Raw genomic sequence first — 20,264 nt, forward strand, 5'->3', positions numbered from 1 at the left:
GCAAGAGCCGCCTCGCGGCGAGGGCGTCGTCCCCCTCCGCGAAGCGAGAAGGGGGAAGGCGCGAAGCGCCTCAGGGGGTCAGTTGGCAAAAGCTGCGATGCCGGTTTGGGCACGGCCCAGGATCAGCGCATGCACATCGTGCGTGCCTTCGTAGGTGTTGACCACTTCCAGGTTGACCAGATGGCGGGCCACGCCGAACTCGTCGCTGATGCCGTTGCCACCCATCATGTCGCGCGCCATGCGGGCGATGTCCAGCGACTTGCCGCAGTTGTTGCGCTTGATCAGCGAGGTGATCTCGATCACGTTCTGGTGCTCGTCCTTCATGCGGCCCACGCGCAGCGCGGCCTGCAGGCCCAGGGTGATCTCGGTCTGCATGTCGGCCAGCTTCTTCTGGATCAGCTGGTTGGCAGCCAGGGGGCGGCCGAACTGCTTGCGGTCCAGCGTGTACTGGCGCGCCGTGTGCCAGCAGAACTCGGCTGCGCCCAGGGCGCCCCAGGCGATGCCGAAGCGTGCGCTGTTCAGGCAGGTGAAGGGGCCCTTGAGGCCGCGCACCTCGGGGAAGGCGTTTTCCTCGGGAACGAAGACGTCGTCCATCACGATCTCGCCCGTGATGGAGGCGCGCAGGCCCACCTTGCCGTGGATGGCCGGGGCCGACAGGCCCTTCATGCCCTTGTCCAGGATGAAGCCGCGGATCTCGCCCACATGGCCGTCCTCGGTCACTTCCTTGGCCCAGACCACGAACACGTCGGCCACGGGGCTGTTGGTGATCCACATCTTGTTGCCCTTGAGGCGGTAGCCGCCGTCCACCTTGTAGGCGCGGCTGGACATGCTGCCGGGGTCGGAGCCGTGGTCGGGTTCGGTCAGGCCGAAGCAGCCGATGAACTCGCCGCTGGCCAGCTTGGGCAGGTACCTGTTCTTCTGGTCTTCGGTGCCGAATTCATTGATGGGCACCATCACCAGCGAGCTTTGCACGCTGGCCATGGAGCGGTAGCCCGAGTCCACGCGCTCGATCTCGCGCGCCACCAGGCCGTAGCTGACGTAGTTCAGGCCCGCGCCGCCGTACTGCGTGGGGATGGTGGGGCCCAGCAGGCCCAGCTCGCCCATCTCGCGGAAGATGCTCACGTCGGACTTTTCGTGGCGGAACATTTCCAGCACGCGGGGGGCCAGCTTCTCCTGGCAGTAGGCATGGGCCGCGTCGCGGATCATGCGCTCGTCTTCGCTCAGTTGCTGGTCGAGCTGGAAGGGGTCATCCCATTGGAAGCTGTTGCGGGCCATGGCGTGGTTTCTCCAAAAAACAAAGAGGTCAAGGGCGGGTCGCTGCCATATGCCAAAGCCGGGCAGGCTGTGGCCATGGAGCGTTGTTGCGACGCATCTTAGAAGCGGGCCTGCGCGTGGCGCAAACGATGTTTGTTCATCCATGAATGCGTAAAGCGCATGTATGGATTCCATGTTGCGGGTTATTCCCTATGATGTGTGCCATTGGAGTGCGTTGAATTCATGAGATATGCGTAGAGCCCTGCCATCCACCCAAGCCCTGGCCTGCTTTGAATCGGCCGCCCGGCACATCAGCTACACGCGTGCGGCGCAGGAACTGTCGCTCACGCAAAGCGCGGTATCGCGCCAGATCATTGCGCTGGAGGAGTTCCTGGGCGTGCAGCTGTTCCGGCGCACGCGCCACGGCGTGCTGCTGACCGAGGCGGGCACGCAGTACGCACAGCAGGTCTCGCGCTGGCTGCACGGCCTGGAGCGCGACACGCTGGACATCATGGCCCACCAGGGCGAAGGCGGGCCGCTCAACCTGGCGGCCGTGCCCACCTTCGCCACGCGCTGGCTGCTGCCGCGCCTGCCGCAGCTGGCGCGCGAGCATCCCGAGGTCACGGTGCACATCGACGTGCAGACGCGGCCCTTCCTTTTCGCCGATACCGTGTTCGACGCCGCGCTCTATGCAGGCACGCCCGAGCAGGTGGCGCGCTGGCCCGGTGTGCAGGCGCAATGGCTGATGGACGAAGAGGTGGTGCCCGTGTGCAGCCCGCAACTGCTGGCCACGGCGCAGGCGCGCGAGCCGGGTCGCGCCTGGCTGCCCGTGGGGGCGGATGTCGTGGCCCGGATGCCGCTGCTGCAGCAAAGCACGCGGCCCTACGGCTGGCAGCAGTGGTTCGATGCCATGGGCGTGGCCGCGCCGCGCGCGCTGGACGGCATGCGGCTGGAGCTGTTCTCCATGCTGGCCGTGGCGGCCAGCCAGGGCCTGGGCGTGGCGCTGATGCCACCCATGCTGATCGAGCAGGAACTGGCGCGCGGCGACCTCATCATTGCCTGCCCCCAGCCGCTGCGCGGCAACCGTGCCTACTACCTGGTCACGCCGGCCCTGGCGCCCGATGCGCAGCCCGCGCCCGCCCTGCGCGTGTTCTCTTCATGGCTGCAGCAGCGCGCCAGGGAGCACCGGCCTGCCTGAAAATTAAGCAGGCTTTGGATTGTTCAACGATGACAGTCACTTAACTGACTTATCCTTGCTGCTGGCGGCGCTTGTCCACAGGCTTGTGGGGGTGTCTCTGGGGAAAACCCGCAATCGCGCTCAAAACCAGGGCAGCACGGCCAGGCACAGCGGCATGACCACGGCCGTGGCCACGCCGTTCAGGCCCATGGCCAGGGCCGAGAAGGCGCCCATGGTCGGATTCACCTGCAGCGCGCGTGCCGTGCCAATGGCGTGGGCCGTAAGTCCCAGGGCAAAACCCTGCACGGCCGGGTCATCGCTGCGCACCAGGCGGATCAGCAGCGGCGCCATCATCGTGCCCGCAATGCCGGTGATGGCCACGGCCACGGCCGCCAGCGAGGCCGGCCCGCCAAAGCGCTCGGCCATGGGCAGGGCGATGGGAATGGTGGCCGACTTGGGCGCCAGCGCCACCAGTGTCTGCACCGTCGCTCCCAGGCTCCAGCCGATCAGCAGTGCCGACAGCAACGCCACCACGCAGCCCACGGCCAGCGCCACGCTGATGGGCAGCCACAGCGCGCGGATGCGCTCGCGCTGGGCGTACAGCGGAATTGCCAGCGCGACGGTGGCCGGGCCGATCAGCAGCCCCAGCAGCGAGACGCCGCTGCGGTAGCTGGCATAGGAGGTGCCCGTGGCCAGCAGCACGCCCACGATGACGACCACGGCCGTGAAGACGGGAATCAGGAGCGGATGGTTGCCGCTTCTGCGGTACAGCGCCATGGCCGCCAGGTAGACGGCCATGGTCAGCACCAGCCAGGGCAGATGGGCGGTGGAGGCGTTGCCGGACAGCGACTGCCAGGCGCTTTGCCAGTGGGTGGCGAGCGCGCTCATGCCTTGTCTCCCTGGCTGGCGGCCGCTTCGCGGGCGCGCTGGCGCTCCAGGCACCAGCGGAAGGTGAAGGCCGTGGCCAGGAAGGTGATGGCCGCACCCGCCACGCAGGCGATCACAAAGGGCTGCCATTCGCGCGACAGCCGGTCGAACTCCAGCATCACGCCTGCAATGACGGGAATGAACAGCAGCATCATGTTCTGCAGCAGCACGCCGGCGGCCTTCTCCAGCGACTCGGGCAGGCGGCCGTGCAGCAGCAGCGCCCCCAGCAGCAGCAGCGTGCCCACGAGCGCGCCCGGAAGCGGCAGCCCCGTGAGCTGGACGATGGCCTCCCCCAGCAACTGGAAGGCGAACAAGGCGGTGATGGCGTACAGCATGAAAACCTGAATTCCTGGGTCAGATGGGTGAGGGAGCGGCCAATGGGGCGGGTGCGGCAAGAGCGTGGATCGCCCGTTGTCAGGCCGGGGCCTGGCCCTGGCGCCTGTGGGACGCCGCCGCAAAGCGTGCAATCATCGCCCACAACTCGAAAAAAGGTGCGGCCACCGATTGCGCGGCTCCCGGGCCAAGGCTATGTTTGGGTCCGTGCCCCCTAGAGTCCTGGGGCATGAGACTTTGAATAGCGAAGGAGTAGCGATGGCCGAAACCACATATCACGCACCCGTGTACGAGCCGACGGTGGATGAACTCGAAGTGCTCAAGAAGCTGGAGATGGGCGAGCCCGTGTCGCTGGAAAGCGCGGCGCGCGAGCATCTGTCCAAGAGGCTGCGCGAGCGTGGACTGGTCGAAGTGGACAGCAGCCATCAATGGCACATCACGGCGGCAGGGCGCGCGCAGATCCGCCGCACGGATGCCTGAGGCGAGGCGTGTCAGGTGCCTTCCGAATCGAGGGTTTTCCCTTGGATCTGGAGGTTGCCTGATTTGCAGGCAGCTTAGCCTGCGGCCAGTGAATGCAAGCACTTGGACGCCTCGTTCACTTGCTGTTCACTGATTATCCACAGGGTTGTTCAATGGATCTGTGGAGAAAGGAAGCCACCTCAGGGTGGCTTTTTTCATGGGCTTTCACAGGCCCGAACCGTGGGCGCACCGGGCTGGTGCCCGCGCTGGGCAAGGGCTGCATGACGGTGGTGCAAGTGGCGGTTTTCAGAGGGAAGGTACTGAATTTGACGCAGGGCTGCAGCCCTGTCTGCGGGCTGGGATGGTGCTGCTTCAAGCAGGCTTCAGCATGGGCCAAGGCCCAGGCCTGGCAGGCCTTGAGAGGCGGTTGATGCCAAAGTTGTACACAGGTTGGGCCCGGTGCGGCGAAAAGCGCGCAGGCGTCATCCCGCCCAAGGCATGAGGACGCAGGATCGGTGCAGGCTGGAGGGCCTTGAAATGCAGTGCAGCCGTTGAACACGGCTGGATGCAAAGGGGCTTGAGGTTTGTGCGGACGCTGTGAAGACAGCGGCCGGAAAAGAAATAGCCGAAAAAGCAGGGGACTGCTTTTTCGGCTACGTAATCTCTGGTGCCCGGGGCCGGAATCGAACCGGCACGCCTTGCGGCGGGGGATTTTGAGTCCCCTGCGTCTACCAATTTCACCACCCGGGCTACTTAGCGCAGGGGCGAATTATGGCACAGTGTGAGGCTATGAAAATTTATCCGACCATCGAAGACGCCATCGGCCGCACGCCCCTGGTGGCATTGCAGCGCATCGGTGCGCAGTCTCGCCAGGAACGTGGCAACGTGGTGCTGGGCAAGCTGGAAGGCAACAACCCGGCCGGTTCGGTCAAGGACAGGCCGGCCCTGTCGATGATCCGCCGCGCCGAAGAGCGCGGCGACATCAAGCCCGGCGACACGCTGATCGAGGCCACCTCGGGCAATACCGGCATTGCGCTGGCCATGGCCGCCACGATCAAGGGCTACCGGATGGTGCTGATCATGCCCGAGGACCTGTCCATCGAGCGTGCCCAGACGATGAAGGCCTATGGCGCCGAGCTGATCCTCACGCCCAAGAGCGGCGGCATGGAATACGCGCGCGACCTGGCCGACCAGATGGTGGCCCAGGGCAAGGGCGTGGTGCTCGACCAGTTCGGCAACCCCGACAATCCGCGCATCCACTACGAGACCACGGGCCCCGAGCTGTGGGAGCAGACCGGCGGCGAGATCACGCATTTCGTGAGCGCCATGGGCACCACGGGCACGATCACCGGCGTGGCGAAGTTCCTTAAGGAAAAGAACCCTGCCATCCGCATCGTGGGCGCCCAGCCGGCCGAGGGCTCGCGCATCCCCGGCATCCGCAAGTGGCCCGAGGAATACATGCCCAAGATCTACGACGCCTCGCTGATCGACGAGACCGTGCTCGTGGGCCAGGACGATGCCGAGGACATGGCGCGCCGCCTGGCGCGCGAGGAAGGCATCTTTGCCGGCATCTCGGCGGCGGGCGCCTGCTGGGTGGCCCAGCAGATTGCCGAGCGCGAGAACAACGCCACCATCGTCTTCGTGGTCTGCGACCGCGGCGACCGCTATCTGTCCACGGGCGTCTTCCCCGCCTGACGCAGCGACAGGCCCGCCTTCCGGCGGGCCTTCCTGTTTGCATTGAGCCAGGACAGCAAAAAACCAGGAACAGCCCCATGCACTATGAAACCCGCTATTGCACGCACTGCGCAACGCCCCTGCAGTGGGTGATCCAGGCCGAGGACGGCGGCGATGTATCGCGCCTGCGCTGCCCCGAGTGCGGCTGGACGCACTGGAACAATCCCACGCCGGTGCTGGCCGCCATCGTGGAGCTGGACGGCAAGGTGCTGCTGGCGCGCAATGCGGCCTGGCCCGAGAAGGTCTTCGGCCTGATCACGGGCTTCATGGAAGCCGGCGAGTCGCCCGAGGAGGGCGTGGCACGCGAGGTGGCGGAGGAAACCGGCCTGCAGGCCGAGTCGCTGGAGCTGATCAGCGTGCATGAGTTCCTGCGCATGAACCAGGTGATCATCGCCTTCCATGTGCGCGCCAGCGGCCAGGTGCGGCTGTCGCCCGAGCTGCTCGAGTACCGGCTGCTGGAGCCCGAGAAAGTCCAGGCCTGGCCTTCGGGCACCGGCATGGCGCTGGCCAAGTGGCTGCGCAGCCGGGGGCATGATCCTGTGATCCGTGACTTCTGGAAGCGTGCCGAGCAGGCCCAGGAGGCTGAAGCGAGTCGCGCCGATGAAGACACTGCTGCCGGCCTCAGCCGCGATGCCGCCTAGAATCCCAGGCTCAAGAGGTGCATCCGATGGAAATTCACAAGGAAATCGACACGCGCGGGCTCAACTGCCCGCTGCCCATTCTCAAGGCCAAGAAGGCGCTGGCCGAACTGGACAGCGGCCAGCTGCTCAAGGTGGTGGCCACCGACACGGGCTCGCTGCGCGACTTCCAGGCCTTTGCCAAGCAGACCGGCAATGAACTGGTGGAGCAGCAGACCGTGGGTGCGGAGTTCATCCATATCCTGCGCCGGCGCTGAGCGGCTGCCCGCGGTTCGTTCCAAAGAAAAAGGCCTGCTTTCGCAGGCCTTTTGCATGGGGCAGGGGCGGCCCTGAGGCCGGGCCTCAGATGCTCAGGCCCTGCAGGTATTCGCGGAAGCTCGCGCCCACGTCCTCGTGCTGCAGCGCCAGCTCCACCGTGGCCTGCAGAAAGCCTTCCTTGCTGCCGCAGTCGTAGCGCTTGCCCTGGTACTGGAAGGCGTAGACGGCTTCATGGGCCATCAGGCGTTCGATGGCGTCCGTCAGCTGGATCTCGCCGCCCACGCCCTTGGGCTGGTTGCGGATCTCCTCGAAGATGGCCGGTGTCAGCACGTAGCGGCCAGCCACGCCCATGCGCGAGGGGGCCTTCTCGGGCGCGGGCTTTTCCACGATCTTCTCGATGCGCATCAGCGAACCGCCGGCCGGCTCGCCAGCCACGATGCCATAGCGCTTGGTCTGCTCCAGCGGCACTTCCTGCACGGCCAGCAGGGAGCGGCCCTGCTTGTGGAAGGCCGATGTCATCTGCGCCATCACGCCGGGGCCGCCAGGCTCGCCCACCATCAGGTCGTCGGCCAGCAGCACGGCAAAGGGCTCGTTGCCCACCAGCGGCTCGGCGCACAGCACGGCATGGCCCAGGCCCAGCGAGCGCGGCTGGCGCACGAACAGGCAGTTCATGTCGGCGGGGCTGATGCTGCGCACCAGCTCCAGCATGGCCTGCTTGCCGGCGTTCTCCAGCTCGTTTTCCAGCTCGTAGGCGGTGTCGAAATGGTCCTCGATGGCGCGCTTGCTGCGGCCGGTGACGAAGATCATGTCGCGGATGCCGGCCTCGTAGGCCTCTTCCACGGCGTACTGGATCAGCGGCTTGTCCACCACGGGCAGCATCTCCTTGGGAGAGGCCTTGGTGGCGGGCAGAAAGCGCGTGCCGAGCCCGGCAACGGGAAACACGGCTTTGCGGACACGGGTCTGATTACTCATGAAAATCTTGGGATTCAGGTGATGGAAAAAGCGTGCGGCTTTGCGTCTTCTTCGCTAAGTGTCTCAGCTTTCATTGTGCGACTTGATGCCCTCGGACGATGAAACTGGCGCAGCCCAAGATCAGGGACACCGAGGAAGGGCCTCAGCCGGCCGCGCCGCCCCGCGCCGAGGGTGTCGTCCCCCTCCCGCGAAGCGAGAGAGGGGGAAGCGGCGCAGCCGCTCAGGGGGAGATTCCATGTCAACCCAGGCGGGCGAGTTGTTCCTGGATGCGGATCAGCGTGGCGCCGAAGTCGGCCACGCGCTTCTTTTCCTGGTCGATGACGGCCGGGGGCGCCTTGGCCACGAAGGACTCGTTGCCCAGCTTGGCATTGGCCTTGGTGATCTCGCCTTCCAGGCGTGCGGCTTCCTTGGACAGGCGGGCCTTTTCGGCGGCCACGTCGATCTCCACGAACAGCGCCAGGCGCGCCTCGCCCACCACGCAGACCGGGGCGGCCTGGGCGGCCTCGGCCCAGGCGGCCTCGTCGTCGAACACCTTGACCTCGCTGAGCTTGGCCAGGTTTTGCAGCACGGCGGCATTGGTGCGCAGGAACTGTGCCTCGTCGGCCGAGCTGGCCACGGCCAGCAGCGGCAGGCGCTGTGCGGGCGACACGCCCATCTCGCCGCGCAGCGTGCGGCAGGCGTCGATCATCTGCTTGATGCGGCCCACGTAGGCGATGGCGGCCTCGTCGATCTTCTCGGGCTGGGCCTCGGGGTAGCGGGCCACGGCCACGGACTCGCCGGGCAGGCCGGCGACCGGGGCGACCTTCTGCCACAGGGCTTCGGTCACGAACGGGATGATGGGGTGGGCCAGGCGCAGGATGGCCTCCAGCGTGCGGATCAGCGTGCGGCGCGTGGCGCGCTGCTGGGCCTCGTTGCCGGTCTGGATCTGCACCTTGGCGATTTCCAGGTACCAGTCGCAGAACTCGTTCCAGACGAAGTCGTACAGCGCGTTGGCCACGTTGTCCAGGCGGAATTCGGCAAAGCCCTTGGCCACTTCGGCCTCGACCTTCTGCAGCTGCGAGGCGATCCAGCGGTCGGGCTGGCTGAACTGCATGTAGCCCGCGAACTCGCCGCCGGCCTGGCATTGCTCCTTGGTGTGGGGCAGCAGGCCGCAGTCATGGCCTTCGCAGTTCATCAGCACGAAGCGGCTGGCATTCCACAGCTTGTTGCAGAAGTTGCGGTAGCCCTCGCAGCGCTTGCTGTCGAAGTTGATGGAGCGGCCCAGCGAGGCCAGGGCCGCGAAGGTGAAGCGCAGCGCGTCGGCGCCGTAGGCGGGAATGCCCTCGGGGAATTCCTTTTGCGTGTTCTTGCGCACCTGGGGCGCGGTCTCGGGGCGGCGCAGGCCCTGCGTGCGCTTGTCCAGAAGGGTGTCCAGGTCGATGCCGTCGATCAGGTCCACGGGGTCGAGCACGTTGCCCTCGGACTTGCTCATCTTCTTGCCCTGGGCGTCACGCACCAGGCCATGCATGTAGACATGGCGGAAGGGCACGCGGCCCGTGAAGTGCGTGGTCATCATGATCATCCGGGCGACCCAGAAGAAGATGATGTCGTAGCCCGTGACCAGCACCGAGCTGGGCAGGTAGAGGTTGTAGTCATCGTCGGCCGCCTCGGTCTGGTTCGGCCAGCCCATGGTGGAGAACGGCACCAGGGCCGAGGAGTACCAGGTGTCCAGCACGTCCTCGTCGCGCGTGAGCGTCTTGCCGGGGGCCTGGGCGCGGGCTTCTTCCTCGGTGCGGGCCACGTAGACCTTGCCGTCCTCGTCGTACCAGGCGGGAATCTGGTGGCCCCACCACAGCTGGCGCGAGATGCACCAGTCCTGGATGTTGTTCATCCACTGGTTGTAGGTGTTGACCCAGTTCTCGGGCACGAACTGCACCTGGCCGCTGGAGACGGCATCGATGGCCTTCTGCGCGATGGACTTGCCCGTGGCATCGCCTTCGCCCACCTTGTTCATGGCCACGAACCACTGGTCGGTCAGCATGGGCTCGATCACCTGGCCCGTGCGCGTGCAGATGGGCACCATGAGCTTGTGCTTCTTGGTCTCGACCAGCAGGCCGGCCGCGTCCAGGTCGGCCACGATGGCCTTGCGCGCCACGAAGCGGTCCATGCCGCGGTACTTCTCGGGCGCCTCGTCGTTGATGGTGGCCGTGAGCGTGAGCACGCAGATCATCGGCAGGCCGTGGCGCTGGCCCACGGCGTAGTCGTTGTTGTCATGCGCAGGCGTGACCTTGACCACGCCCGTGCCGAACTCGCGGTCCACGTAGTCGTCGGCAATGATGGGGATCTCGCGGCCCACCAGGGGCAGGATCACGGTCTTGCCGATCAGCGCCTGGTAGCGCTCGTCCTCGGGGTGCACCATCAGGGCTGCGTCGCCCAGCATGGTTTCCGGGCGCGTGGTGGCCACCACGAGCTGGCCCGAGCCGTCGGCCAGCGGATAGGCGATGTGCCACAGCGAGCCGTCCTTTTCCTCGTTCTCGACCTCGAGGTCGGAGACGGCGGACATCAGCTTGGGGTCCCAGTTCACCAGGCGCTTGCCACGGTAGATCAGGCCCTGCTGGTACAGGCGCACGAAGGTCTCGTTGACGATGGACGACAGCTTGTCGTCCATGGTGAAGTACTCGCGGCTCCAGTCCACGCTGTCGCCCATGCGGCGCATCTGGCCGGTGATGGTGTTGCCGCTCTGGTTCTTCCACTCCCAGACCTTGCTCACGAAGTTCTTGCGCGCCTCGGGAGGCGTCGCGCCCATGTCGTGGCGGCTGGCGATGCCCTGCTCCTGCAGCTGGCGCTCCACCACGATCTGGGTGGCGATGCCCGCGTGGTCGGTGCCGGGCACCCAGACCGTGTTGTGGCCCTTCATGCGGTGGTAGCGCGTGAGGCTGTCCATGATGGTCTGGTTGAACGCATGGCCCATGTGCAGCGTGCCCGTCACATTGGGCGGCGGCAGCTGGACGGAGAACGATGGCTGGGATGCATCTGCCTGGCCCGTGCCGCGCACGCCGGCTGCGCCGTAGCCGCGCTTTTCCCATTCAGGGCCCCATTGGGCCTCGATGGCGGCGGGTTCAAACGATTTGGACAGGCTGTCGAGGCCTGGCTGGGCAATGGTGTCGCTCATGGCTTGCTTGCGGGGAATTGTGCGAATGGCGTTTGGCAAATGAAAACGGCATCCGTTGAAGGGATGCCGTCTGCATATGCGAAATGGATGACGGTTTGACGGGGATTCTACCGACCCCGTCCGCCTGCCTGTTCGCCGGGTTTTATTGAGAGCGTGTTGTGCACTCTAAAGTGCACAACACGCTCTAGGCTGCGTCGGGCACGAACTCGGGCCGGTCGTTGCTCTGGGGCTTGAGCGGCTGGGCGGCCTTGCCTTCGGCGCGCTCCTTGCGCCATTGCTCCTTGCGTGCCGTCCACTCGTTCAGGCGGGCGTGGGCGGTGGTGCTTTCGCGCGCCATCTGCACTTCGTCGGCCAGCTGGGCCGACAGCTCCAGGCGGATGCCGTTGGGATCGAAGAAATAGATGCTCTTGAAGATGTGGTGGTCGGTCACGCCCAGCACCTCGATGCCATGCGCCACCAGGCGGGCCTTGGTGTTCTCCAGTTCCTCGACGGTGTCCACGCGGAAGGCGATGTGGTTGATCCACAGCGGCGTGTTGGGCGAGGGCAGGGCCTTTTCGTCGTCGCCGATGTCGAAGAAGGCGATGAACGAACCATCCTTCAGGCGGAAGAAGAAATGCGTGTAGGGGCAGTACTCGCCCGTGCTGGGCACGTAGTCGCTCTGGATGATGTGATAGAGCGGCAGGCCCAGGATGTCCTCGTAGAAGTGGCGGGTCTCCTCGGCATCGCGGGCCTTGTAGGCGTAGTGGTGCAGCTGCTGCACGGCGGCGGGCGGTGGCAGCGTGGACAGGTCGGGACGGGCGCTTGTGTTCATCGAATGTCTCCTTGGTGGATGACTTGATTCTACTATTCGTAATCAATTTACCTAAATGAAATGTTGCGATGAATGCAGGGATATGCGCGCTGCGGTGTCCGGGCCACCTGCGGCGCCGAGTTGCCGGCAGCACTTGACCTTCAAGTTACTTCACGCTTTCTCATGGAGGTCCGTGCCCCTGCCTGCCATGGACGCCATTGATGCAGCGGCCCTCTGTTCACAACCGTTTTCAAGTCAAGGAATCTCATGAGCGACAGCCATCAGCACGGCGACGTGCGTGCCCTGCCGGAATCCCGCCTCTGGTTTGCCTTCGGATTGACCGGCACCTTCATGGTGGTGGAAATCATCGGCGGCATGGTCACGGGCAGCCTGGCCCTGATCTCCGACGCCATGCACATGCTGACCGATGCGATGGCGCTGCTGCTGGCCCTGGTGGCCATACGCGCCGGCCGCAAGGCAGCCGACCTGATGCGCACCTACGGCTATGCGCGCTTCGAGATCCTGGCCGCCGCCGTCAACGCACTGGTCCTGCTGGGCGTGGCCTTCTACATCCTGTATGAGGCCTACCGCCGGCTGTCGGCGCCTGCAGAAATCCAGTCCCTGGGCATGATGGCGGTGGCGGCCGTGGGGCTGGTGATCAACCTGCTCTCCATGCGCCTGCTGTCGGGTGGCAAGGATGAGAGCCTGAACGTGAAGGGCGCGTACCTGGAGGTGTGGGCGGACATGCTGGGCTCGGTCGGCGTGCTCGCCGGTGCCGCGCTGATCTGGCTGACGGGCTGGCGGTGGATCGACTCGGCGGTGGCCGTGGGCATCGGCTTCATGGTGTTTCCGCGGACGTGGACCCTGTTGCGCGAGTGCATCAACATCCTGCTGGAAGGCGTGCCCTCAGGAATGAGCCTGCAGGCAGTGCGCGAGACGATTGCGGGCACGGCGGGCGTGGCAGCGATCCACGATGTCCACCTGTGGGCGGTCACGCAGAGCAAGCCCATGCTGACCGGCCATGTGGTGCTGCTGCCCGGCGCGGACGGCGAGCAGGTGCGCCGCGATATCGAGGACAGGCTGCAGGCCGGCTTCGACCTGCACCATACGACGCTGCAGATGGAGAGCGAGGACCGCTCCGCGGCAGAGCACATCCACTAGGATGCCTAGTCTTCATGGACCACACCCGGAGTGCACCGATGCTTGAGCTTCGACCCAACTGCGAATGCTGCGACAAGGACCTGCCGCCAGAGTCTGCCGAGGCTCGCATCTGCACCTTCGAGTGCACGTTCTGTGCCGGCTGTGCGGATCATGTGCTGCACGGCGCCTGCCCCAACTGCGGTGGCGAGCTGGTGGCCAGGCCGCGCCGGCCGGCGGACAAGCTGGAGCGGTATCCGGCCTCGACGAAGCGGGTGCTCAAGGCCGGCGGTTGCGCTGTACGGGCCTGATCCGGCGCGGAGCCATCGATTGCAGTACCAGTACCACGATGGATTGCTGGAGCAGGTGCGCCTGGATGTGGCGGCCCGGAGCGTGGAACTGTGCTTCTTTCTCTATGCCGTGTTCGACAGGCCGCAGGCCAGGGTAGCCATTCGCTTGGAGCGGATCGTCAACTTTCCTGCCGTGCAGGCGTACTTTGCCAACGTCCAGCGCGACGCAGCCGCAGAGATGGATGACTGCCTGGACCGCTGCGAAGTGCTGCAGCGGGATACGAAGAGGCCTTCGTCAGCAAGGGCGCAGCATCTGTTCTTGCAGCTGTCCCACTATGGGCGGCTGAAAATCCACTGCGAATCCGTTGTCGAGGAGCTTGTTCCAGAGCCGTAGCGGACCGCTGCGGGTTTATGCCGTGAAGGCGGGGCGCCTGCGGCCACGGAACGCAGCCTCCACCGCCAGCACGGCTGCAAAACCCATCACATAGGCCAGCACATCCCACCAGTCGGCCGTGCTGCCCAGAACGATGCGCAAAGCGCGGTTGGGAATGTGCAACTGGAAGGTCGATGCCAGGAACTGGCCCAGCTCCACCAGCAGGCCCACGCACAGCGCGGCCGACGCCAGCGGCAGCACGCGCGCGGCGATCACGGTCTTGAACACGGCATAGACCCAGGCCACGGCCATCACGTCGCCGAAGAAGCTGCGTACCCAGCCCCAGCGCGCGCCGACGGTGGCCAGCAGCACGAGCAAGACAAACAGGGCCACCGCCCACGCCAGGGAAACAGGATCAAAACGCCATCGCATGGCCGCCATCATCGGGCCAAAAGCGGGTCCGGTCAGCGAGCCGGGTGCGCAGTGCCTTGCGCAGTGGTGGCCAGCGGGTGCGCTATCCCGCCATCGCCGTAGCTGCCCACCACCTGGGCGATCACCACCTGGTAGCCCTTGAGCCAGCGCGCCTGTTGCTGCTTGGCTTCGAGGTGCGCAGGGTGGCGCATCAGTTGCTGCAGCGCCTCCCAGGTCTGCCAGTAGTAGACGTTGGAGACCAGGCCTGTGGCGGGGTTCTCCCAGGCCTCTTCGCCCAGGTAGCCGGGGATGGCGCGGGCGATCTCGGCGATCCGGCCGTCAAGGGCATGGAATGGCGCGTCATATTCGCCCGGCGCGAAGGTAAAGGTGGATGTGTACATCGGTGGTTGGCAATCTGTGTGAGGATGGCAGGCGCTAGAGGCGCGGCGCCGCATCCATGGCACCGGCCAGCGGCTCCTGTCCGCGCTCGCGCAGCGCGCCGATGGCGCCTTCCAGGTCGCGGGCCTGCCGGTTCTGGCTGAGCTTGGCCTTGCCCTCCAGGCGGGTGATGCGGATCTGCAGGCCGACGATGGCCTGCAGCATGCCGTCGATGAATTCACGCGGCGAGTCGGACATCTTCCAGGGCTGGGCCTGCGATGCCTCATGGGCCCGCGTGAGCCGCCCGACCAGGCCGCGCACGAATCTCTCGTCGTCATGGATGCTGATTTGCCCGTGCACATGCACGGCCTCGTAGTTCCAGGTGGGCACCAGGCGGTGCGTCTCGTGCTTGCTTGGATACCAGCTGGGCGAGATATAGCCTTCGGCACCACGGAAGACGACCAGCACCTCGGCGCCGTCGCGGCACTGCTGCCAGATGGGATTGGCGCGGGCCACATGGGCGCTCAGCGTGCCCATCTCCCCCGGGTCCGCATCCAGCAGGAACGGCAGGTGGTTGGCATCCAGCACGCCGTTGGCCTGGGTGACGAGCGTGCCCAGGGGGTGGCTGCGGATCAGGCCGTGCAGGCTGTCGGAATCGGTGAGGGAGAAATGGGCGGGCGTGTACATGGGCGCTTCCTGGGCTGGTGTGCCGGCATCGGGGGAAACAGGACTATCCACCATCCCTGGCACAATGAAAAATCCAGTTTTGTGATTTTTTGGAAGACCAGTTGAAGTCCCATTTCGCCGCCGATACCGGGGCTGCGCCCAGCGCCCGCCGCATCCACGAATGGCTGAAATCCCAGATGGCCGACGGCAGCCTGGCCGTGGGCGCGCGCCTGCCTTCCACCCGCGCGCTGGCGCTGGACCTGGGGGTGTCGCGCACCACCATCACGGCGGCCTACGAGCAGCTTGCGGCCGAGGGCTATCTGGAGACTGCACAGGGCGCCCGGGCGCGCGTGGCAGCTGGCGCGGAGCAGCGCAGCCGCGCGCCCCGCATTGCGGCTGCGGCGCAGGATTGCCGATCCCGCCTGTCTTCCTATGGGCGGCGCGTGGATGCGCTGGCGCAGGCCCAGCCCGCTCGCGCCGGGGATGAAGGGCCTGCCGTGATCGACTTTCTCTACGGCGCCCTGGCCTTTGACGACTTTCCCACGCTGGCCTGGCGGCGCGCCTACAACCGCGCCATCGTGCAGCGCCAGTCTTCCCTGTCCTACGACGCGCCCGAAGGCGAGCCGGCGCTGCGCATGGCGCTGCAAGGCTATCTGCGCAGGGCGCGGGGGCTTGTCTGTTCGGCCGATCAGATCGTGGTGGTGCAGGGCTCGCAGCAGGCCATCGACCTTTGCGCGCGCGTGCTGGTCGATCCGGGCGAGACCGTGCTGATGGAAGAGCCCTGCTACCTGATGGCGCGCCGCGTGTTCGAGGCCCAGGGCGCATGCCTGCAGGAAGTGGCCGTCGATGAACAGGGCCTGGATACCTCGGCGCTGGCCGGGCGCCAGGCGCGGCTGGCCTATGTCACGCCCTCGCACCAGTTTCCGCTGGGCGGCGTGCTGCCCATAGGCCGCAGGCAGCAACTGCTGGCCTGGGCGCGCGCCACCGGTGCCTGGATTCTGGAGGACGACTACGACGGCGAATTCCGCTACGGGCTGCGCCCCATCGACGCCCTGCAGTCCATTGACGAGGTGGGTTGCGTCATCCATGTCGGCACTTTCTCCAAGGCCTTATCGCCGCAGATGCGCATGGGCTACCTGGTGCTGCCGCCGTCCCTGGTGCCCGTGTTCCGGGAAGCCCGGCGGCTGGCCGACCGGCATGCACCGCGCCTGGACCAGCTGGTGCTGGCCGCGCTGATCGAGGACGGCAGCTACGAGCGCCATGTGCGCGCTGCCCGCCGTCGCAACGAAGGCCGGCGGGCGGCATTGCTGCAGGCGCTGGAGCGGTACTTGCCGGGCGCGGTGCAGGTCGAAGGCTCGGCCTCCGGCCTGCATGTGGTGGCCTGGGTGCCTGCCGTGCATCAGCGCGATGAGATTGCCCTGGTGCGGTTGGCGCGAGAGCGTGGCGTGGGCGTTCGCCCCATCTCGCCGCTCTATGCGGCCGGCGATGTCCATCGCCGCCAGTCCTGTGCCGGGCTGGTCCTGGGCTATGCGAGCCTGCAGCCGCAGGCCATAGAGCAAGGGGTGCGCAGGCTGGCGGGCGTGGTGCGGGATGGACAGAAAAAAGGCGAGGCCTTCGAGGCCCCGCCTTGCCGACGCTGAGGTTTCCGGGTACTGCCGCAGCGCCTGCAATCAGGTGGCGCTGCAGAGAACGAGCGTGGAACTCACGCTGCCAGCGGGCTTCCCGCCTGTGCCCGCATAGCCGTTGGGCAGCGTCGTCGAGCCATTCAGCGTGAAGGCGACGCTGATGGACAGCGTGGTTCTGAACGCGATCGTGGCCCCAGCCGGCAGTGCCGAGGTCAGGGTGACCTGGCGGGAGGTTGGGGAAAGTACCGACACGCTGGCTGTGCCTCCCGTCACACTGAACACACCGATGTTGGCAACTCCCGAACCGATGATGGTCACCGTGGTGCCGACGGGAAGCGGCGCAGAGCCTGCCGTGAGGGTGAAGCCGGGGCCAAGGACGCCAAGCACACCACAGCTGCCATCGAGGTGGTAGGCGCCAATGTCGATGGAACCCGAGACCGTGATCGACACGGCTGCGGTGTCGGTGTTGCTGCCCTGGATGGTGACATTGGTCGGCCCCTCGTCCGAACCTGCGGTGAAGGTCACCGTGCAAGTCCCCCCGGCCGGCAGCGACAGCCCGCAGGTGTTGCCGGAAACGGACAGCCCACTGCCGCCGGGGATGGTGGCGCCGATGTTGGCGGCGGCATTCGATCCCGTGTTGGTGATGGTCACGAAGCCCGTGTCGCCAGGAGCAATCGTCAGGGTCGATGCGGAGATCCCCAGCGTGGTCGAGGTGCTGGGCGCCGTCACCGTGAATGCCACGTTCGTGGCAGACGTGTTGCTGCCGGCAAAGCTGACCTGCGTAGGACCTTCGACCGTGCCTCCAGTCAGCGTGATGGTGCAATTGAGTCCCGGAGCCAGCGATGAACCACAGGTGTTGGCGGACACGGTGAGGTTGCTGCCCAGCGGAATCGTGGCCTGAACGTCGAACGCAGGGGCCCCACCGTTGTTGGTGATGGTCACCGAGCCCGTTGCCCCTGTGTTGAACGACACGGGCGTGGTGGACATGCCCAGCGTGGTCGGGGTGACGGGCGCCGTCACCGTGACCGGCACGGTCGTGGCCAGCGTATTGCTGCCGCCGAGGCTGATGGCCGTGGGGCCTTCGGCGGCGGCCGCAGTCAGGGTGATGCCGCAGCTGGCCAGAGAGGCGAGTGCGGCACCGCACGTGTTCGACTGCACGGTGATTCCGCTACCGGCTGGCGCCGTGGCGGTCACGTTGAAGGCTGCAGAAGCGCCGGTGTTGCTGATGAGGACCGTTGTCGAGCCGCCCGCAGCGAACGACAGCGGAGCGCTGGGTATCGAGAGCGTGGCCGTGGGAACGGGCACCGTCACCGTGACCTGCACGGTCGTGGTGGGCGTATTGCTGCCGCCAAAGATGACCGCGGTCGGGCCTTCTGCGGCCGCAGCCGTCAGCGTGATCGTGCAGTCGGCCCCGGGGGCCAGGGAGATGGGGCAGGTGCTGGACGCCACCGTGATGCCGCTGCCGACCGGAATGGTGGCTTGCACGTTGAACGCCGGTGCGGATCCGTTGTTGGTGATGGTCACCGTGCCCGCTCCGCTGGTGCCAAACGACACGGGTGCGGCGGGAATGTCCAGCGTGGTCGGCGCGACGGGGGCTGTCACCGTGACCGGCACCGTCGTCGCCGGTGTGTTGGTGCCGCCGAAGCTGATGGCAGTCGCCCCTTCGGCCGCAGCGGCCGTCAGCGTGATCGTGCAGCTGGCAGCGGGGGCCAGGATGGCGGGGCAGGTGGTGGTGGACACCGTGATGCCGCTGCCGGCCGGGATGGTCGCCTGTACGTTGAACGCGGGTGCGCTTCCGCTGTTGGTGATGGTCACCGAACCTGCACCGCCGGTGCCGAACGACAGGGGTGTCGTGGGAATGTTCAGCGTGGTGGGCACGACGGGGGCTGTCACCGTGATCGGCACGGTCGTGGCCGGCGTGTTGCTGCCGCCGAAGCCGATGTCGGTCGGGCCTTCGGCCGCAGCGGCCGTCAGCGTGATCGTGCAGCTGGCAGCGGGGGCCAGGATGGCGGCGCAGGTGGAGTTGGACACCGTGATGCCGCTGCCGGCCGGAATGGTGGCCTGTACGTTGAACGCGGGTGCGCTTCCGCTGTTGTTGATGGTCACCGAGCCTGCGCCGCCGGTGCCGAAGGACACGGGGGCAGTGGGAATGTTCAGCGTAGTCGGCGTGACAGGGGTCGTCACCGTGACGGGCACCGTCGTGGCCGGCGTGTTGCTGCCGCCAACGCCGATGTTCGTGGGGCCTTCCGGTCCTGCCGCCGTCAGTGTGATGGTGCAGCTTGCGCCCACCGGCAGTGACGCCGGGCAGGTGGAGGAGGCCACCGTGATGCCGCTGCCGACCGGAATGATGGCCCGCAGATTGAACGCAGGCGCCGTTCCGTTGTTGGTGATGGTCACCGAGCCTGCGCCGTAGGCGCCGAACAGCACGGGTGCCGGGGGAACGGTAGGCGCGGTTGGCGCGACGGGTGCGGTGACCGTGACCTGTGCGGTAGCGGCGGGCGCATTGCTGCCGCCGAAGCCGATGTTGGTCGGGCCTTCCGCCGAGGGGGCTGTCAGCGTGATCGTGCAATTGGCCGAGGGGGCCAGGATGGCGGAGCAGGTGGTGCTGGACACCGTGATGCCGCTGCCCGCCGGAATGCTGGCCTGCACATTGAACGCAGGTGCGCTGCCGCTGTTGGTGATGGTCACCGAGCCAGCACCGTTCGCTCCAAAGGACAGGGACGCCGAGGGAATGGTCAGCGTGGCGGGCAGGACGGCAGTCGTCACCATGACGGGCACGGACGTGGACGCCGTGTTGCTGCCGCCGAAGCCAATGGAGGTCGGGCCTTCCGCCGAGGAGGCTGTCAGCGTGATCGTGCAGCTGGCCGAGGGAGCCAGGATGGCGGAGCAGGTGGTGTTGGACACCGTGATGCCACTGCCCCCCGGAATGCTGGCCTGCACATTGAGCGCAGGTGCGCTGCCGCTGTTGGTGATGCTCACCGAGCCGGCGCCGCCCGCTCCGAAGGACACGGACGTCGCAGGAATGTTCAGCGTCGTGGGCGTGCCGGTTGCCGACACCGTGACCGGCACGGAAGTGGACGCCGTGTTGCTGCCGCCGAAGCCGATGGCGGTCGGGCCTTCCGCCGAGGGGGCGGTCAACGTGATCGTGCAGTTGGCAGAGGGTGCCAGGGCGGCAGGGCAGGTGGTGTTGGACACCGTGATGCCACTGCCTGCAGGAATGCTGGCCTGCACATTGAGCGCATTTGCGGCGCCGCTGTTGGTGATGGTCACCGATCCCGTGCTGCCCGCCGCAAACGACAGCGGCGTGGCGGGAATGCTCAGCGTGGTGGTCGGGGCCGGGCCACCTGTCACGGTGACCGGGGTGGTGGTGGCTGCGGCGTTGCTGCCGGCAATGCTGACGGTGGTCGGGCCTTCCGCCGCGGGTGCCGTCAGGGTGATGGCGCAGCTGGAGCCCGCAGGCAGCGTTGCCGCGCAGCTGTTGGAGGAGATGGTGATGCCGCTGCCTGCGGGAATGGTGGCCTGCACATTGAGCGCAGCCGAGCCGCCGCTGTTGCTGACGTTCACCGTGCCGGTGCTGCCTGCGGCAAATGACAGGCCCGCGCCGGGAACGCTGAGCGTGGTGGGGCCGGCGCCAGCCGTGGCCTGGGCTGCCTCGGCGCGGCAAATGGTTTCCACATTCACCCGGCATGTG

The 20,264-nt window shown here is 66.6% G+C and carries 19 protein-coding genes and 1 tRNA gene; 9 read left to right on the plus strand and 11 right to left on the minus strand.

Going from position 1 to position 20,264, the window contains the following annotated elements:
- Nucleotides 1-78 precede the first annotated feature (78 nt).
- Nucleotides 79-1,275: an acyl-CoA dehydrogenase gene (locus ACM14_RS17045; RefSeq protein WP_034391229.1), complete on the minus strand. Its 1,197-nt coding sequence runs from the start codon at nt 1,273-1,275 to the stop codon at nt 79-81.
- Between the two features lie 229 nt (nt 1,276-1,504).
- Here ACM14_RS17045 and ACM14_RS17050 point away from each other — a divergent pair, with 229 nt between their 5' ends.
- Complete coding sequence (locus tag ACM14_RS17050; RefSeq protein WP_065346816.1) at nt 1,505-2,452, plus strand: LysR substrate-binding domain-containing protein; 948 nt, start codon at nt 1,505-1,507, stop codon at nt 2,450-2,452.
- 120 nt (nt 2,453-2,572) lie between these two features.
- Here ACM14_RS17050 and ACM14_RS17055 read toward each other — a convergent pair whose 3' ends face one another.
- Both ACM14_RS17055 and ACM14_RS17060 read right to left on the minus strand, forming a co-directional pair.
- Complete coding sequence (locus tag ACM14_RS17055) at nt 2,573-3,319, minus strand: LrgB family protein (protein WP_065346817.1); 747 nt, start codon at nt 3,317-3,319, stop codon at nt 2,573-2,575.
- Nucleotides 3,316-3,693, minus strand: coding sequence for a CidA/LrgA family protein (locus tag ACM14_RS17060; protein WP_063326889.1), 378 nt, complete (start codon nt 3,691-3,693; stop codon nt 3,316-3,318). Before ACM14_RS17060 ends, ACM14_RS17055 begins: the two co-directional genes overlap by 4 nt.
- Nucleotides 3,694-3,949: 256 nt before the next feature.
- Here ACM14_RS17060 and ACM14_RS17065 point away from each other — a divergent pair, with 256 nt between their 5' ends.
- Complete coding sequence (locus tag ACM14_RS17065; protein WP_012204134.1) at nt 3,950-4,171, plus strand: hypothetical protein; 222 nt, start codon at nt 3,950-3,952, stop codon at nt 4,169-4,171.
- A gap of 644 nt (nt 4,172-4,815) precedes the next feature.
- Here the strand turns inward: ACM14_RS17065 and ACM14_RS17070 are convergent.
- Nucleotides 4,816-4,900: transfer RNA gene (locus ACM14_RS17070), tRNA-Leu, on the minus strand.
- Nucleotides 4,901-4,939: 39 nt separating this feature from the next.
- On the opposite strand from ACM14_RS17070, the gene cysM reads away from it, so the two are divergent.
- The 3 genes from cysM (at nt 4,940) to ACM14_RS17085 (ending at nt 6,779) form a co-directional block, all read left to right on the plus strand.
- Complete coding sequence (gene cysM, locus ACM14_RS17075) at nt 4,940-5,845, plus strand: cysteine synthase CysM (protein WP_017407070.1); 906 nt, start codon at nt 4,940-4,942, stop codon at nt 5,843-5,845.
- Between the two features lie 77 nt (nt 5,846-5,922).
- Entirely contained in the window at nt 5,923-6,525 is a 603-nt protein-coding gene (locus ACM14_RS17080) for an NUDIX domain-containing protein (RefSeq protein WP_034391235.1), read from the plus strand.
- Nucleotides 6,526-6,551: 26 nt separating this feature from the next.
- Entirely contained in the window at nt 6,552-6,779 is a 228-nt protein-coding gene (locus tag ACM14_RS17085) for a sulfurtransferase TusA family protein (RefSeq protein ID WP_012204137.1), read from the plus strand.
- Nucleotides 6,780-6,864: 85 nt separating this feature from the next.
- Here the strand turns inward: ACM14_RS17085 and galU are convergent, their stop codons facing one another.
- The 3 genes from galU to ACM14_RS17100 all read right to left on the minus strand — a co-directional run bounded on the left by galU (nt 6,865) and on the right by ACM14_RS17100 (nt 11,714).
- On the minus strand, nt 6,865-7,752 hold the full coding sequence (gene galU / locus ACM14_RS17090) for a UTP--glucose-1-phosphate uridylyltransferase GalU (RefSeq protein ID WP_012204138.1): 888 nt from the start codon (nt 7,750-7,752) through the stop codon (nt 6,865-6,867).
- A gap of 238 nt (nt 7,753-7,990) precedes the next feature.
- Complete coding sequence (locus tag ACM14_RS17095) at nt 7,991-10,903, minus strand: valine--tRNA ligase (RefSeq protein ID WP_065346818.1); 2,913 nt, start codon at nt 10,901-10,903, stop codon at nt 7,991-7,993.
- 184 nt (nt 10,904-11,087) lie between these two features.
- Nucleotides 11,088-11,714: a VOC family protein gene (locus ACM14_RS17100; protein WP_034391240.1), complete on the minus strand. Its 627-nt coding sequence runs from the start codon at nt 11,712-11,714 to the stop codon at nt 11,088-11,090.
- A gap of 246 nt (nt 11,715-11,960) precedes the next feature.
- Between ACM14_RS17100 and ACM14_RS17105 the strand changes: the two genes are divergently transcribed.
- From ACM14_RS17105 to ACM14_RS17115, 3 genes are read left to right on the plus strand one after another with little or no spacing between them, the layout of a single operon-like run.
- Entirely contained in the window at nt 11,961-12,854 is an 894-nt protein-coding gene (locus tag ACM14_RS17105; protein WP_065346819.1) for a cation diffusion facilitator family transporter, read from the plus strand.
- A gap of 38 nt (nt 12,855-12,892) precedes the next feature.
- On the plus strand, nt 12,893-13,141 hold the full coding sequence (locus ACM14_RS17110) for a DUF1272 domain-containing protein (RefSeq protein WP_012204142.1): 249 nt from the start codon (nt 12,893-12,895) through the stop codon (nt 13,139-13,141).
- Between the two features lie 19 nt (nt 13,142-13,160).
- Nucleotides 13,161-13,514 (plus strand): hypothetical protein, encoded by a 354-nt coding sequence (locus tag ACM14_RS17115; protein ID WP_065346820.1) that lies wholly within the window; start codon nt 13,161-13,163, stop codon nt 13,512-13,514.
- A 15-nt stretch (nt 13,515-13,529) separates the two neighbouring features.
- Here the strand turns inward: ACM14_RS17115 and ACM14_RS17120 are convergent, their stop codons facing one another.
- Genes ACM14_RS17120 through ACM14_RS17130 form a run of 3 tightly spaced genes read right to left on the minus strand, consistent with a single transcriptional unit; the run spans nt 13,530 to nt 14,969 of the window.
- Nucleotides 13,530-13,937 (minus strand): DUF2809 domain-containing protein, encoded by a 408-nt coding sequence (locus ACM14_RS17120; protein WP_065346821.1) that lies wholly within the window; start codon nt 13,935-13,937, stop codon nt 13,530-13,532.
- A gap of 20 nt (nt 13,938-13,957) precedes the next feature.
- Nucleotides 13,958-14,305: an antibiotic biosynthesis monooxygenase gene (locus tag ACM14_RS17125; protein WP_065346822.1), complete on the minus strand. Its 348-nt coding sequence runs from the start codon at nt 14,303-14,305 to the stop codon at nt 13,958-13,960.
- A gap of 34 nt (nt 14,306-14,339) precedes the next feature.
- Entirely contained in the window at nt 14,340-14,969 is a 630-nt protein-coding gene (locus tag ACM14_RS17130; protein WP_065346823.1) for an FMN-binding negative transcriptional regulator, read from the minus strand.
- 101 nt (nt 14,970-15,070) lie between these two features.
- Between ACM14_RS17130 and ACM14_RS17135 the strand changes: the two genes are divergently transcribed.
- Nucleotides 15,071-16,588 (plus strand): PLP-dependent aminotransferase family protein, encoded by a 1,518-nt coding sequence (locus ACM14_RS17135; RefSeq protein ID WP_065346824.1) that lies wholly within the window; start codon nt 15,071-15,073, stop codon nt 16,586-16,588.
- Between the two features lie 30 nt (nt 16,589-16,618).
- Here ACM14_RS17135 and ACM14_RS17140 read toward each other — a convergent pair whose 3' ends face one another.
- Nucleotides 16,619-20,248, minus strand: a complete 3,630-nt coding sequence (locus ACM14_RS17140; protein WP_254662075.1) for a hypothetical protein — start codon at nt 20,246-20,248, stop codon at nt 16,619-16,621.
- Nucleotides 20,249-20,264: the final 16 nt, after the last annotated feature.

It is taken from the genome of Delftia sp. JD2 (genome assembly GCF_001682645.1).
Lineage (GTDB): Bacteria > Pseudomonadota > Gammaproteobacteria > Burkholderiales > Burkholderiaceae_C > Comamonas > Comamonas acidovorans.